Source organism: Halomonas sp. AOP7-E1-9 (assembly GCF_052376035.1).
GTDB classification, from domain to species: domain Bacteria; phylum Pseudomonadota; class Gammaproteobacteria; order Pseudomonadales; family Halomonadaceae; genus Vreelandella; species Vreelandella citrativorans.
The window spans coordinates 12,849-27,271 of sequence record NZ_JBQSVC010000021.1 but is presented as its reverse complement, the minus strand read 5'-3'; the positions used below and the strand labels follow the sequence as shown (position 1 = coordinate 27,271).

At 53.5% G+C, this 14,423-nt stretch carries 12 protein-coding genes; 6 read left to right on the top strand and 6 right to left on the bottom strand.

Annotated features, from left to right (window positions below):
- Nucleotide 1 precedes the first annotated feature (1 nt).
- The 6 genes from rsxA to ACT3R4_RS12200 form a co-directional block, all read right to left on the bottom strand.
- Entirely contained in the window at nt 2–583 is a 582-nt protein-coding gene (rsxA, locus tag ACT3R4_RS12225) for an electron transport complex subunit RsxA (protein ID WP_087105536.1), read from the bottom strand.
- A complete protein-coding gene (locus tag ACT3R4_RS12220) occupies nt 580–786 on the bottom strand; it encodes a hypothetical protein (protein WP_441679182.1) in 207 nt (68 codons plus the stop codon). Before ACT3R4_RS12220 ends, rsxA begins: the two co-directional genes overlap by 4 nt.
- A 105-nt stretch (nt 787–891) precedes the next feature.
- Nucleotides 892–2,928: a methionine--tRNA ligase gene (gene metG / locus ACT3R4_RS12215; RefSeq protein WP_441679181.1), complete on the bottom strand. Its 2,037-nt coding sequence runs from the start codon at nt 2,926–2,928 to the stop codon at nt 892–894.
- Nucleotides 2,929–3,056: 128 nt separating this feature from the next.
- Nucleotides 3,057–3,338: a hypothetical protein gene (locus ACT3R4_RS12210; protein ID WP_087105533.1), complete on the bottom strand. Its 282-nt coding sequence runs from the start codon at nt 3,336–3,338 to the stop codon at nt 3,057–3,059.
- A gap of 121 nt (nt 3,339–3,459) precedes the next feature.
- The gene (locus tag ACT3R4_RS12205) at nt 3,460–4,644 is read right to left on the bottom strand and encodes a 1-acyl-sn-glycerol-3-phosphate acyltransferase (protein ID WP_193053489.1); all 1,185 of its coding nucleotides are present in this window, start codon (nt 4,642–4,644) and stop codon (nt 3,460–3,462) included.
- Between the two features lie 56 nt (nt 4,645–4,700).
- The gene (locus ACT3R4_RS12200; protein WP_441679180.1) at nt 4,701–5,639 is read right to left on the bottom strand and encodes a recombination-associated protein RdgC; all 939 of its coding nucleotides are present in this window, start codon (nt 5,637–5,639) and stop codon (nt 4,701–4,703) included.
- Between the two features lie 166 nt (nt 5,640–5,805).
- Between ACT3R4_RS12200 and ACT3R4_RS12195 the strand changes: the two genes are divergently transcribed.
- The 6 genes from ACT3R4_RS12195 to cmk all read left to right on the top strand — a co-directional run bounded on the left by ACT3R4_RS12195 (nt 5,806) and on the right by cmk (nt 14,242).
- A complete protein-coding gene (locus tag ACT3R4_RS12195; protein WP_441679179.1) occupies nt 5,806–6,240 on the top strand; it encodes an acyl-CoA thioesterase in 435 nt (144 codons plus the stop codon).
- Nucleotides 6,241–6,385: 145 nt separating this feature from the next.
- Complete coding sequence (gene gyrA, locus ACT3R4_RS12190) at nt 6,386–9,091, top strand: DNA gyrase subunit A (RefSeq protein ID WP_441679178.1); 2,706 nt, start codon at nt 6,386–6,388, stop codon at nt 9,089–9,091.
- Nucleotides 9,075–10,178, top strand: a complete 1,104-nt coding sequence (gene serC / locus ACT3R4_RS12185) for a 3-phosphoserine/phosphohydroxythreonine transaminase (RefSeq protein ID WP_441679177.1) — start codon at nt 9,075–9,077, stop codon at nt 10,176–10,178. The genes gyrA and serC overlap by 17 nt, the downstream gene beginning before the upstream one ends.
- 5 nt (nt 10,179–10,183) lie before the next feature.
- A complete protein-coding gene (gene pheA / locus ACT3R4_RS12180) occupies nt 10,184–11,275 on the top strand; it encodes a prephenate dehydratase (RefSeq protein WP_441679176.1) in 1,092 nt (363 codons plus the stop codon).
- A 5-nt stretch (nt 11,276–11,280) separates the two neighbouring features.
- The gene (locus ACT3R4_RS12175; RefSeq protein ID WP_441679175.1) at nt 11,281–13,560 is read left to right on the top strand and encodes a bifunctional prephenate dehydrogenase/3-phosphoshikimate 1-carboxyvinyltransferase; all 2,280 of its coding nucleotides are present in this window, start codon (nt 11,281–11,283) and stop codon (nt 13,558–13,560) included.
- Nucleotides 13,553–14,242: a (d)CMP kinase gene (gene cmk, locus ACT3R4_RS12170; RefSeq protein WP_441679174.1), complete on the top strand. Its 690-nt coding sequence runs from the start codon at nt 13,553–13,555 to the stop codon at nt 14,240–14,242. The genes ACT3R4_RS12175 and cmk overlap by 8 nt, the downstream gene beginning before the upstream one ends.
- Nucleotides 14,243–14,423 lie beyond the last annotated feature (181 nt).

The following is a 14,423-nucleotide window of genomic DNA, read 5'->3' as shown; positions in this document are numbered from 1 at the left end:
ATTACCCTTGGGTTAAACCGGAAAAACCGAGAAAGGCGAGTGACATCAAGCTGGCAGTGATCATGGCAATAGCCGCACCCTTGAACGGTTTGGGAATATCCGCCCCGGCCAAACGCTCACGCATGGCGGCAAACAGCACCAGAATCAATGAAAAACCGAGTGCCGCCCCAAGCCCATAAAGCGTAGTATGGAAAAAGCTTAACTCGCGGTTGAGCGAGAGCAGGGCAACACCCAACACCGCACAGTTGGTCGTGATCAAGGGCAGAAAGATGCCCAGCACTTGATGCAGCAGCGGGCTTAAATGGCGCACCATAATCTCGGTGAACTGGACAACCGCAGCAATCACTACAATAAAGCTGATGGTGCGCAAATAGGTTACATCCAGCGGCACCAACAAGCCGTAATAGACAACGTAGCTGGCAGCAGAGGCGAGTGTTAACACGAAGGTGGTTGCCAGCGACATGCCCATGGCAGATTCCAGTTTATTGGAAACCCCCATAAACGGACAGAGCCCCAAAAACTGCACCAAGACAAAATTATTGACCAGCGCGGTGCTGATCAAAATGATGAATAACTCACTCATAGCGACGTATCGTGACTGACAACAGAAAAACCAGCGTTAGGCGGTGTGAATATCTTGACCTGATGATGTCCTGCCGTTTTGGCATTAGAAAGCACTTGATCGGCGATGCTCATCATGACTAACGAGCATGGGGTGAGCAATAGCACATCACTCAACGCTACTAACAATTGGAAACGCAGTGATTGAGAGAAGTGCCGGCGCATAATCAGGCCTAAACGGAGAGTCTTTTAAAAGGTTTATTAAGCAATACACGTAAGAAGGGGTAGAGCTTGGTCGTCTCTATCCCCCCGGAAGTGCTTGAAGGTCGGCTACATTACACGTTGGCCGGGTTCGGCACCAGCGTCAGGTGAAAGCAGATAAATGCCGTCTTTATTGGCGGAGGCAAGCACCATGCCTTCGGAAAGACCAAAACGCATTTTACGCGGCGCAAGGTTGGCTGCCATGACGGTAAGACGTCCCTCAAGCGCCTCAGGCGCATAGGCGCTGCGAATGCCGGAGAAAACATTGCGGGTTTCACCGCCTAAATCCAGCGTTAATTGCAGCAGCTTGTCCGCGCCCTCTACGTACTGCGCCTTAGTAATCCGGGCAATGCGCAGATCTACCTTGGCAAAGTCGTCAAAGCTAATTTCAGCGGCAATGGGGTCATCTGCTAGAGCCCCTTTGGGAGCTTCTTTAAGCTTTTGCTCTTCCACCAGGTCCTCCTTGGAGGCTTCAATCATGGCGTCAATTTTGTCACGCTCTACGCGGGTCATAAGAGGTTTGAATTTCTCCACCTCATGATTAACCAGCACATTATGACGGCTTTCCCAGTTAAGCGAATCAAGCTTCAAGAAGACTTGTGCCTGAGCGGCCATGGTGGGTACCACGGGGGCTAAGTACACCATCAGCTGGCGGAAGAGGTTGATGCCGACGGAACAAATCTCAAGCACTTCTTGGTCACGGCCATCTTGCTTAGCGAGCGCCCAAGGCTCTTTCTCAGCAATGTAGGTATTGGCTTCATCCGCCAGCTCCATGATTTTACGCATGGCACGGCTAAATTCGCGTGCTTCAAAATCATCGGCAATGTCATCGCCCGCGGCAATAAATCGGGCGACCATCTGCGGTTCGGCGCAGTGCGCTGAAAGGGTGCCGCCACCTAACTTTTTAACGAACCCGGCGCAGCGGCTGGCAATGTTAACCACTTTACCCACGAGGTCTGAATTAACCCGTGCGGCAAAATCATCCAGGTTGAGGTCCAGGTCGTCCACTTTGGACGTCAGCTTTGCAGCGAAGTAATAGCGCAAGTACTCGGGATTCAAGTAATCGGCATAGGTCGCAGCTTTGATAAAGGTGCCGCGCGACTTCGACATTTTGGCGCCATCTACGGTCAAAAAGCCGTGGCAATTTACCGCGGTGGGCGTGCGTAAATCAGCGCCATGCAGCATGGCTGGCCAGAAAAGCGCGTGGAAATAGACAATGTCTTTCCCAATAAAGTGGTAGACCTCGGCGTTGGAGTCTTTATTCCAGTAGCTATCGAAATCAATGCCGTCACGATCACACAAATTCTTGAAGCTGGCTAAGTAACCGATAGGGGCATCAAGCCATACATAAAAGTATTTGCCCGGCGCATCGGGGATTTCAAACCCGAAATAGGGCGCATCACGGGAGATATCCCATTCGTTAAAGCCTGATTCAAACCACTCCATCAGCTTGTTACGAATCTGTGGCTGCACGTGGCCATCGTTGATCCAACGCTGCAGGAACTCGGCAAAGTCCGGCAATTTAAAGAAGTAATGGGTTGAAGAGCGTACTTCCGGGATTGCGCCGGAAATGGCGGATACCGGATTGATCAAGTCAGCGGGGGTGTAAGTGGCACCACACTTTTCGCAATTATCACCGTACTGGTCGTCGGTGCCGCATTTCGGGCAGGTGCCTTTGATGAAACGGTCCGCCAGGAACAGGCCTTTTTGCGGGTCGTACATCTGCTCTATATCGCGGGTGGCGATATGGCCTTTATCACGCAGACGCTTATAGATAACCTCACTGAGGTGCCGGTTCTCTTCCGAATGCGTGGAATGGTAGTTGTCAAAGTCAACGTTGAAGCGAGCGAAGTCTTCCTGGTGATCGCGTGAGACGCGGTCAATCAAAGCTTCAGGCGTAATACCTTCCTGCTCGGCACGCAGCATGATGGCCGTACCATGAGCGTCGTCGGCGCAAACGTAGTAGCACTGCTGGCCACGGCTTTTCTGAAAACGTACCCAGATATCGGTTTGGATATATTCAAGTAAGTGACCGAGGTGGATCGCTCCGTTAGCGTAGGGGAGCGCGCTGGTCACCAGAATATTGCGCGTGGCAGAGTTAGACATGGTGAATGATAATTCCGGTTAGACGATAACAATAAAACGGCGAAGTTAGCCGGCAGATGGCCGGTAACAAGGTACGATGCAGGCGTTTAAATTGACGTTAAAGCGCGTGCAGTCTTGATGTCGGGTGGTTAGTAAAGTGCTTGCTCTTCTTGCACGACCTCTTTTAAAAGCTCTAAAAACAGTTTGTCAGCCTCTGAATGCTCGGCAGGATCTTCCGGAATGTGGACACTGGTAGTGCCAGATATCTCATTGGCGATTCGCGCCATTACAGCCGGGCTGCTGCCTTCGCTTAATTGCTGACGCGCGATTACCAGCGACTGACCAAGAATGTCAGGATCTTGAAGCAGTTTGCGTATGAAACCGCGCAGTTCATTAATAATACGTGTTTTTTGAATTTCTGATGCAGACATAAGAGTCTCCTTAACGCGGCGCTTGAGCTGATTATCAAGCGAAGCCAGTCCATGCATTGACCATAGCATTTTTAGTGCAGCGAGTATGGCTTGTCTACGTTTAGACCAGTGATTTAGCCTACTACGTTAACGTTAAACGGCCTGCTTTGTGTTTTACCGGATTGGCATACTGAGCCAGCCAGTAAGGACGCAGATTCTCCGGCACCGCCGCCATTCGCGCCTGGAAGCGTTCGCGGTCCTGGCGAGTGATGGTTTTACGGGCAACTAACTCCGGCGCTTCACCGAGTGCTTCCAGGGCTAAATAGTGGCTTGGGAAGAGGCGGTAACCACCGATAACCTGACGATCAATCTCTGCGGCTACTTCATCGGGAGTCGCCATGTCGGCGCCTACCGGGGAGCCAAAACGCAGCTGTACTCTGCCTTTATCACCGGTAATGCCAGCAACGATAGAGCGAATATCTTCAAATTCACTTTTAGCATAGCTACCTTCTGTTGCCACGTCGTGTAGCTCCTGCGCTTTTTGCACGTCGCAAGGGTCATATTCATAGCTAATCGAGACAGGCACCAGCTTGAGTTCGGCTACCGCTTCACCAAACATCATGTCTCGCTCGGCATTACGCTTGGCCATGGTCAGCATCTTGATAATAGCGGGGTCGGTGCGGTCAATGCCGTTTTTGGCGCGGCCTTCACGCTGAGCCATCCAGATGGAGTGCTGGTCATCGGTAATTGAGTAACGAATATAAGCAGAAAGCTGTTGGTACGCTGCCAGCATTGCACGCTTTCCGCGCGCACTTCTGGGGACGATAAAGCTTTTATTGAGCCGCATTAGATCGGTGACATAGGGCTTTTTAAGCAGGTTGTCGCCAATGGCAATGCGCACCGTATCGCGGCCCGCCTGGTAGAGTGCGTAGTTAACGAACGCGGGGTCGAGCGAAATATCCCGGTGGTTACCAATAAACAGATAAGCACTATTTGGGTCGAGCTTGTCCAAGCCTGCCACTTCAAACGCGTCGGTAGTGGTGCGGATCATGCGATCCATGTAGCTTGCGATGCGCATTTGAAAATCGCGCACCGTTGCCACACCTTTTACTTCACGCTGTATCGCGTGGCTTGCAAGCTTTCGGGCAAGCGGCGGAACCCAGCGCGCCATGCGGGGAAGGCGAAAACGAGTAAGCGCATCAAGAAGCTCGCTATCGCGGGCCAGGTGCGCGAGAACATCGGCCACTTCGTTGTCTGTATAAGGGCGTATATCCGCCCATGGGTCAGCGGCGTTCAGTGCGTTGGGTGCGTCGTTGTGATGAGTCATGCGATCCGTTGGATGATAAACAATAAAGAACAATTCATAGCAGCGCGATCAACCCTTTAGTTACCTAACGGGGCAGCAGGTTCCTGCTTGTTTTCACCACCCAGCCACTCTATCAGACGAACAATGTCATTGGATAACGCTTGGGCCATCAAAATAAAGTCGGTTTCAAGCCGGGCCAGAGCGTCATCGCCGTCGTCAGCATGGTCGGCCTCTTCAATCAAGGCATCACCAAAACGCAACGATTTCAGAGCCAGGTCATCATGCAAAACGAAGCTCAATCGGCCTTCAAGGCTCATGGCGAGCTTGCTTGCCTGGCGTCCGCTCTCAAGTAGCTGCTGTATCTCATCGCTATCCAGGTCGACTTGGCGAGCGCGGAGTACGCCATCGTCGCCTTTGGCTTTAAGTTCCACCTGGTCACCCAGCTGTAAATCTGCCGGGCGGCTTGCGGGGTCGCCAAGCCATGTCGTCATCGCACGAATAGGCAGTGTTTGGGATGACAAGGGCGTTGCCTTGAGGCTGCCTAAGGTTTCTCGTAACAGGTCTAGCAAGTCTTCAGCACGGGTACGAGAGCTGGCATTGATGCCGATCAAGTGGCGTCGTGTGTCCCACCAAAGGTCAATTTTTTGGCTGCGTACAAAGGCACGAGGCAGAAGCGCTTCCGTCACCTGCTCTTTAAGCGCGGTTTTCTCTTTGCGAGTCACCTTGCGACCTTCGCGTGCTTCTATATCAGCGACCTGCTCGTCGACTTCCTCTTTGACAACAGAGGCAGGTAGCAGGCGTTCTTGACGCAGTACGGATAACAGCCGGTGGCCCTGAATTTCGTGTAGCAGTTGACCGCCGCCAAGGCGGCCTGCTGGTGCTGTCCAGCCTAGTCGGCGAGCATCCGCATTGCCGAGCGGTTTGGCCGCATGTGCTTGCAATGCGTCGGCAAGCGTTGAACTGTCGAGCTCAGGGGCGCCATGTAGGCGATATAAATGCAGGTGCTTAAACCACATGTCACCAGTCCTATCCAAAAGGTGGCACATTATGTCGAAAGCGGGGCGTTCCTGCCAGCACCTTGCCGCTTAGGTATAAGTTGTATGTGTTTTAAACCTGTGTTTGATTGAGGTAGTGGCTAATGAGCCTGTTGGCTTGCGCTTGTGTTTATTAAAAGGAGTTGTGATGACGGTATTACCTTCTCGCGTTCAGCTGCGTGTACGTGGCTACCACTTGGACGGCTACGGGCATGTCAATAATGCACGCTATCTTGAGTTTATGGAGGAGGGGCGCTGGGCGTTTTTTGATGAGCACCCAGCGATGATTAGTGAGCTCCATCAGGCGGGGCGGGCATTTGTGGTGGTGAACCTGAATATTGACTACCGCGCCGCCGCCGTTCAGGGCGATGACCTGACTGTTCTGACGGGGATCGTCGAGGTAGGAGAACGCCGTGCGCTGTGTCATCACCGCATCTATCGCAGCGATGGCGTATTAGTTGCACAGGCCGATCTTACGTTTGTGCTTCTCGATATGCGGGCGAATAAAGCCTCGGTGATTGAAAATGAGCTTGCCGAGCGGCTGAATGCATTACTACTTACCAAAGAGCAGTTTACGCCTTAATAATCAAGGGGAGTGTCCTGGCTGCCCTTGGTGCGGATGCAGTGGTATGATGTAGCAGTATCTGCGCATCGTCTTTTTTTAAAGGCGGTACTTTTAGCGCTTTCAACTCTCGCAGTGCCAATGCAGTGCAAAGGATCTGACTTTCATGGGTGACATCGCCAGAGAAATCTTGCCCGTCAATATTGAAGACGAGCTCAAACAGTCGTATCTCGACTATGCGATGAGTGTCATTATCGGCCGCGCGCTACCCGATGTGCGTGACGGTTTGAAACCTGTTCATAGGCGTGTGCTCTTCGCCATGCATGAACTGGGGAATGACTGGAATAAACCGTACAAGAAATCGGCGCGTGTTGTCGGCGATGTCATCGGTAAATATCACCCGCATGGTGATAGTGCGGTTTACGACACTATCGTACGTATGGCGCAGCACTTCTCAATGCGCCACGTTCTGGTCGATGGCCAGGGTAACTTCGGTTCTATCGATGGTGATAACGCTGCTGCCATGCGTTATACCGAAGTGCGCATGTCGCGTCTGTCGCACGAGCTTCTTGCCGATCTTGAGAAAGATACCGTCGATTGGGTCGATAACTACGACGGCACCGAACGCATCCCTGCCGTTTTGCCTACTAAAGTTCCCAACCTGCTGATTAACGGCTCGTCGGGCATTGCCGTGGGCATGGCAACCAATATTCCGCCGCATAATATGCGCGAAGTGATTGACGGCTGTTTAGCGCTGATTGATGACTACACGCTGTCGGTGGATGACTTGATGGCGTACATTCCTGGCCCTGATTTCCCCACGGCGGGGATTATCAACGGCCGCGCTGGCATTTTAGATGCGTATCGCACCGGGCGTGGCCGCATCCATGTGCGCGCTAGCCATACAATTGAGCACCATGATAAAACCGGCCGTGACCACATCATCATTACCGAGCTGCCTTATCAGGTGAACAAGGCGCGCTTGATTGAAAAAATCGCCGAGCTGGTTAAAGAGAAAAAGATCGAAGGCATTGCCGAACTGCGCGACGAGTCGGACAAGGACGGCTTGCGCGTGGTTATTGAGATTAAACGTGGCGAATCGGGTGAAGTCGTCGTTAATAATCTCTTTGCTCAGACACAGCTTCAAAATGTGTTTGGTATCAACATGGTGGCGTTGGAGAATGGCCAGCCCCGCACGTTGAACCTAAAAGAGATGTTAGAGGCGTTTATCCGTCACCGCCGTGAGGTAGTGACGCGCCGGACGCTCTTTGAGCTTAAAAAAGCCCGTGAGCGTGGTCACCTTCTTGAAGGTCTGGCGGTGGCTATCTCGAACATTGACGACATCATCGAGATGATCAAAGCCTCGCCCAGCGCAGCCGAGGCGAAAGAGAAGCTGCTGGCGAAAACATGGCAACCGGGGCAGGTTACCGGCATGCTTGAGCGTGCAGGCGCTACCTCGTGCAAGCCCGAAGAGCTGGATGAAAGCTTTGGCCTTAATCCTTCCGCGACCGAATACCGCCTATCGCCTGCTCAAGCGCAAGCTATCCTTGAGCTGCGCCTACATCGTCTGACCGGTCTTGAGACTGAGAAGCTGCTCAATGAGTACCTCTCTATTCTTGAGAAAATTGCAGAACTCACCGAAATTCTTGCCTCGGCCGACCGGCTAATGGAAGTGATTCGTGAAGAGCTGCATGCCGTGCGCGACCAGTATGGTAATGACCGGCGTACAGAGATTCAGGCAAGCCATCTGGATCTCTCAATTGAAGATTTGATCGCCGAAGAAGACATGGTGGTGACCGTGTCGCGTTCCGGCTATGCCAAAACTCAGCCGCTTTCGGATTACCAGGCACAGCGGCGTGGTGGGCGCGGTAAGTCGGCAACATCGATGAAAGATGAGGATGTGATTGAGCATCTGCTCGTCGCGTCGACCCATGACACCGTTCTGCTGTTCTCCAACCGCGGTAAAGTGTACTGGCTGAAAGTTTACGAGATGCCTTCAGCGAGCCGTGGTTCGCGCGGTAAACCGCTGGTCAATATGCTGCCGCTTGAAGAGGGTGAGTCGGTTAACGCCATCTTGCCGGTGCGTGACTACGACCCTGAGCACTATATTTTCTTCGCGACCGCCAATGGTACGGTGAAACGCACCAGCCTGGAGCAGTTCTCGCGTCCGCGCAGCGTTGGCCTGATTGCCATTGACCTTGAAGAGGGCGACCGCCTGGTGGGTGCTGCTATTACGTCAGGCGCTGACCACGCCATGATGCTCTCTTCTAACGGTAAGGCGATCCGTTTTGAAGAGGGCAATGTTCGCGCAATGGGCCGTACCGCTCGCGGTGTGCGTGGCATGCGCTTGGCAGAGGGTGCTGAGGTTATCAGTCTGATCATTCCCAAGAGTCAGCAGATTGATGCTGAGGCTGATACGGATGTTGATGTGGCAGAAGAAACCGTTGCTGAAAGCACCCAGGCAGAAGGCCAGATCTACATTCTAACGGCCAGCGAAAATGGTTATGGCAAGCGCACACGCCTGGAAGAGTTCCCGCTGCGCGGTCGTGGTGGCCAAGGGGTTATCGCCATGCAGACCAGCGAGCGTAACGGTGCCCTTGTGGCGGCCATGCAGGTTTATGACAGCGATGAGATGATGCTGATTACAGACCGCGGGACGATGGTACGTACGCGTGTGGAAGAGGTGTCTACCACCTCACGCAACACCCAGGGCGTTATGCTGATCCGTCTGGGTAAAGAAGAAAAACTGGTTAAAACAGTTCGTGTTGATGAGCCTGGTGACAGTGAGCTTGAAGCACTGGATGAAGAGGGTGAGCCAGACAACGCGGGCGACAGCGCACAGGATACGGCGACTGATGACACGTCACTATAACTTTTGTGCAGGGCCAGCGGCCCTGCCTGTTGCGGTGCTCGAAAGAGCCCGCAACGAGCTGGTAGATTACCAAGGGCGTGGCTTATCCGTTATGGAGATGAGCCATCGCAGCGATGAATTTATAGCCATTGCTGAGCAGGCGGAAGCCGATTTCCGTCAGCTGCTAAGTGTGCCCGACAACTATAAGGTGCTGTTCCTGCAGGGGGGCGCCAGCATGCAGTTTGCCATGCTGCCAATGAACCTGCTGGGCCAGGGCGGTAGTGCCAACTTTATCCAAACGGGCATTTGGGGCAAAAAAGCGATTAGCGAAGTCAAGCGACTTGGCTATGCATGCCACTTGGCTGGAAACAGTGAGGCGGGTGGGCATGTGGCTGTACCTTCCCAGGATGCGTTGACGCTAAGTGCGGATGCGGCCTATCTGCACTACACCTCCAATGAGACGATTGGCGGGCTTGAATTTGACTATACGCCGCAGGTTGTACGTGAAGATGGCCAGCATGTGCCGTTGGTCTGTGATATGTCCTCCAATATTTTGTCCAAGCCCATTAATGTTGCAGACTTTGGCGTTATCTTTGCTGGGGCCCAAAAAAATATTGGGCCGGCAGGTCTAACCCTTGCCGTAGTGCGTGATGATTTGCTCGGCCGGGCGGTCCCCAATACTCCGTCGCTGTTTGATTACCAAATGCTCGCAGACGCTGGGTCAATGGTGAATACGCCGCCAACCTATGCGTGGTACCTGGCAGGGCTTGTATTCCAGTGGTTACGTGATGATGTCGGTGGCCTGGTGGCTATGGATGCCATTAATCAGCGTAAAGCAGCAAAGCTTTATGGCGCGATTGATGCCAGCGATTTCTATAGCAACCCCATTGCAGTGGCTAATCGCTCGCGTATGAACGTGCCGTTTGTGCTGGCTGATTCAGCCCTCGATAAAGCGTTCTTGCAAGAGGCCGACCAAGCGGGGCTACTGAATCTAAAGGGGCACCGTAGCGTGGGCGGTATGCGTGCCAGCTTGTATAACGCAGTACCCGAAGAAGCCGTTGATGCGCTGGTTGCTTTTATGGCTGATTTTGAACAGCGAAGAGGCTAATAATCATGTCCGACTCGTCGATCAATCTGGACGACCTGCGCCAACGTATCGATCAACTTGATGGCGATATACTACGCCTGATCAGTGAGCGCGCTGACTGTGCTCAAAAAGTGGCGCATGTAAAGCTGGCTCACGATAAGGATGCGGTGTTTTATCGTCCTGAGCGTGAAGCGCAAGTGCTGCGACGGATTATGTCGCTTAACAAGGGGCCGCTGGATTCTGAAGAAATGGCGCGGCTGTTTCGAGAAATCATGTCGGCTTGCTTGGCACTTGAGCAGCCGATCAAAGTCGCTTATCTGGGTCCTGAAGGGACGTTTACTCAGCAGGCGGCACTAAAGCACTTTGGCGAAAGCGCCATTAGCCTACCCATGGCAGCTATCGATGAAGTGTTTCGTGAAGTAGAAGCGGGTGCCGTTAACTATGGCGTAGTGCCTGTTGAAAATTCAACAGAAGGCGTTGTAAATCATACCCTCGATACGTTTATGGATTCGTCTATCCATATTTGTGGCGAGGTGGTGCTACGCATTCACCATCACCTGCTGATCAGTGATACGACGCGTCGCGATAAAATCTCCCGCATTTATTCGCATCCCCAGTCGTTTGGTCAATGCCGAAAGTGGCTGGATGCACATTACCCACACGCCGAACGGGTTCCTGTTTCCTCGAATGCAGAGGCTGCCAAGCTGGTCAAAACTGAATGGCACAGTGCGGCCATTGCAGGTGATATGGCGGCCAAACTGTATGGGCTTGAGCGCGTAGCTGACAAAATTGAAGACCGCCCGGATAACTCGACCCGGTTTTTGATTATTGGTAGTGAGCGTGTGCCAATGGCAGGGGATGATAAAACCTCCATTGTCGTGGCCATGCGTAACCAACCTGGTGCACTGCACGACCTGCTTGAGCCTTTCCATCGGCATAATATTGATTTAACGCGCATCGAGACGCGCCCATCACGTACGGGCGTATGGAACTATGTTTTCTTTATCGATTTTAAGGGCCACGCTGACGAACCGCGCGTTGCTGCCGTGTTGGAAGAGGTAAGGTTGCGCGCCTCGGAACTTCGCGTTTTAGGTTCCTATCCGCAGGGCGTGCTGTGACCGCTATGGCATCATCGGTCGTTGAAGCACCTTCCTGTAATGAACAGCGGCTATTGATCGTTGGTCTCGGCTTGATTGGTGGGTCACTCGCAGCAGCGCTGCGCGCCTCAGGGTTTAATGGCGTGATTGTGGCTTGCGATCCCAGCGAAGATGAAATCGCTCGCGGTGTCGAGATGGGGTTAATCGATACGGGGGGCGTCACTCTCGCTGACCAGGTGGCAGGCGCGACCATGATCGTCCTCGCGGTGCCCGTGCTTGCCATGGAGCCGGTGATGGCATCGTTGGCAGGCGTGCTTTCGCAAGCGGCGGCCAATGTGGTGCTAACCGATGTGGGCAGTACCAAAGCCACTATTCGTGACTGCGCCGAGCGTGTGTTTGGTGCGGTGCCAGCCAATATGGTGTTGGGGCATCCTATTGCGGGGTCAGAAAAGAGTGGTGTGGCGGCAGCTAATCCGCGGCTTTTTGCTGATCACAACGTTATTTTGACGCCTGAGCCAGGGGTCGATTGTGATGCGTTGGCGCGCGTGCGTGCGTTGTGGCAGGCCTGCGGCGCGAATGTGTTGGAGATGGACGTTGAGCGCCATGATCAGGTCCTTGCACGCACTAGTCATTTACCCCACTTACTGGCTTTTTCTCTGGTGGATACGCTAGCCCGTCAGGATGAGCGGCTTGAGATTTTCCGTTATGCCGCCGGTGGTTTTCGCGACTTTACGCGCATCGCAGGCAGCGACCCGGTCATGTGGCGGGATATTTTTACGGCTAACCGTGAGGCGGTTCTGGCATCTTTAGATGATTTTGAAGAAGGCCTGGCTCAGTTACGTCACGCGATTGAGCGAGGCGATAGCGATGCCCTTATTGCGACCTTTGATCGTGCCAGCCACGCACGCCATTACTTTGATACGTTATTGAATAAAACCAGCTACCAAGCGGAATACAATATGCAACCACAAGGCAAGGTAACCTACCGAGTTCGGCCCGGCGGCCAGGCGAAAGGCCATTTGCGCGTGCCGGGTGACAAATCGATGTCACACCGCTCTATTATGCTAGGAGCGCTGGCTCAAGGCGTCACCGAGGTCAAAGGGTTTCTTGAAGGTGAAGATAGCCTGGCGACGCTGCAAGCGTTTCGTGAGATGGGCGTTGCGATTGAGGGGCCTCACCATGGGTGTGTCACTATCCATGGCGTGGGAATGAAGGGGCTTAAGGCTCCGGCCGGGCCGCTCTATGTGGGTAACTCAGGAACGGCGATGCGCCTGTTCTCGGGGCTTTTAGCCGGGCAGGCATTTGATAGCGAGCTTACCGGCGATGAGTCGCTAACCAAACGCCCCATGGGGCGCGTGGCGGACCCGTTGCGGTTGATGGGTGCCTCCATTGAGACGGCTGAAGGTGGTCGGCCGCCGCTTAAAATTAAAGGTGGCGCGGCGCTCAAAGGTATTTTCTACGATATGCCTATGGCAAGTGCTCAAGTGAAATCATGCCTGCTGTTGGCTGGGCTTTATGCTGAAGGTGAGACGCGGGTGCGTGAGCCGGCACCAACGCGTGACCATACCGAGCGTATGCTTAATGGTTTTGGTTATTCTGTGTCACGCGAAGGGGACACCTGTTGGTTGCAAGGTGGCGGTGCCTTGAGCGCTGGCCCCATTGACGTTCCTTCTGATATTTCATCGGCAACGTTCTTTATGGTGGCGGCTGCAATAACGCCGGGTGCTGATATCACCCTGGAGCATGTCGGTATCAACCCGACTCGCATCGGTGTTATTAATATTCTTACGTTAATGGGCGCCAACCTTGAACTTCTTAACGAAGCTGAAGTGGGTGGCGAGCCGGTTGCTGATATTCGTATCCGCTATGCACCCTTGAAAGGTATTGATATCCCGGTGGATCAAGTGCCCTTGGCGATTGACGAGTTCCCTGCGCTGTTTATTGCGGCGGCAAATGCTGCTGGCACCACGCGTCTTCGTGGTGCAGAAGAGCTACGTGTCAAAGAGTCTGACCGTATTCAGGCCATGGCTGACGGGTTGGCGATTTTGGGCGTTGAACATACCGTGGTTGACGACGGAATCGATATTATCGGTAACGCCAATGCCGAGGTTGCAAGCTACGGTGGTGGGCGCGTTAATAGTTTAGGTGACCATCGTATCGCTATGGCCTTTGCCATTGCCGCACTACGCGCAAGTGATGACATTATTATTGATGACTGCGCCAATGTCGCTACGTCGTTCCCAACCTTCGTTGAGCTTGCCAATAAAATCGGCATGGGGGTTAACGTGGAGGGCGAGAATGACTAAGCCTATCCCTGTTCTGACCATTGACGGGCCAGGTGGGGCAGGCAAGGGAACCATCAGCAGTTTGGTTGCCGAGCGTTTAGGCTGGCATTTGCTCGACAGCGGAGCGTTATACAGGCTAACCGCCACCGCGGCGGTTAAGCATGGTATTGCGCTTGATGATGAAGCGGCTGTTGCTGCATTAGCCGAATCGCTGGATGTGGCATTTCCCATCGAAAATGGTAAGCCCCGCACGCTGCTTGAAGGTGATGAGGTAAGCCAGGCAATCCGGACCGAGCACACTGGCGAGTTGGCTTCCCAGGTGGCTGCGCTTCCCGCTGTGCGCGCGGCTCTGCTTCAGCGGCAAAGAGATTTTCAGAAGGCGCCAGGCCTTGTCGCAGATGGCCGTGATATGGGCACCGTCGTATTTGTAGACGCGCCGCTAAAGATATTTCTAACTGCTAGTGCTGAGGAACGAGCGCGTCGCCGCCATCTTCAGTTGCAGGAAGCGGGTATGAATGCTAGTCTTTCGAGTCTTTTGAAGGAGATTCAGGCACGCGATGCACGCGACACGCAGCGCAGCGTGGCACCTCTCAAGCTGGCAGATGATGCCATTACGCTTGATACCACGCGTCTGAGCATACCGGAAGTGGTTGAACGGTTGGCGGAATTGCTTGCCCAAAAAGGGTTAGCATCCGGCACCTGATTCTCCCTTGCGGCGTTTTTGGAAAGGTGTCATGACATGGCAGGGCGGCAGTTCATATGATCGTTCATATCAGAGAGCCCGGTCAGGTCTAACCAGCGTTAACACCTCCAAAGGCAGAGTGACATTAGGCCCGTACTCGCTGGTGGTACGGAGAAGGCATTTATGCCTCAACAACGTTGAT

Bases quoted from the DNA above. Each gene is read 5' to 3' on its own strand.
- rsxA (WP_087105536.1), bottom strand. From the start codon at position 583: ATGAGTGAGTTATTCATCATTTTGATCAGCACCGCGCTGGTCAATAAT.
- ACT3R4_RS12220 (WP_441679182.1), bottom strand. From the start codon at position 786: ATGCGCCGGCACTTCTCTCAATCACTGCGTTTCCAATTGTTAGTAGCG.
- metG (WP_441679181.1), bottom strand. From the start codon at position 2,928: ATGTCTAACTCTGCCACGCGCAATATTCTGGTGACCAGCGCGCTCCCC.
- ACT3R4_RS12210 (WP_087105533.1), bottom strand. From the start codon at position 3,338: ATGTCTGCATCAGAAATTCAAAAAACACGTATTATTAATGAACTGCGC.
- ACT3R4_RS12205 (WP_193053489.1), bottom strand. From the start codon at position 4,644: ATGACTCATCACAACGACGCACCCAACGCACTGAACGCCGCTGACCCA.
- ACT3R4_RS12200 (WP_441679180.1), bottom strand. From the start codon at position 5,639: ATGTGGTTTAAGCACCTGCATTTATATCGCCTACATGGCGCCCCTGAG.
- ACT3R4_RS12195 (WP_441679179.1), top strand. From the start codon at position 5,806: ATGACGGTATTACCTTCTCGCGTTCAGCTGCGTGTACGTGGCTACCAC.
- gyrA (WP_441679178.1), top strand. From the start codon at position 6,386: ATGGGTGACATCGCCAGAGAAATCTTGCCCGTCAATATTGAAGACGAG.
- serC (WP_441679177.1), top strand. From the start codon at position 9,075: ATGACACGTCACTATAACTTTTGTGCAGGGCCAGCGGCCCTGCCTGTT.
- pheA (WP_441679176.1), top strand. From the start codon at position 10,184: ATGTCCGACTCGTCGATCAATCTGGACGACCTGCGCCAACGTATCGAT.
- ACT3R4_RS12175 (WP_441679175.1), top strand. From the start codon at position 11,281: ATGGCATCATCGGTCGTTGAAGCACCTTCCTGTAATGAACAGCGGCTA.
- cmk (WP_441679174.1), top strand. From the start codon at position 13,553: ATGACTAAGCCTATCCCTGTTCTGACCATTGACGGGCCAGGTGGGGCA.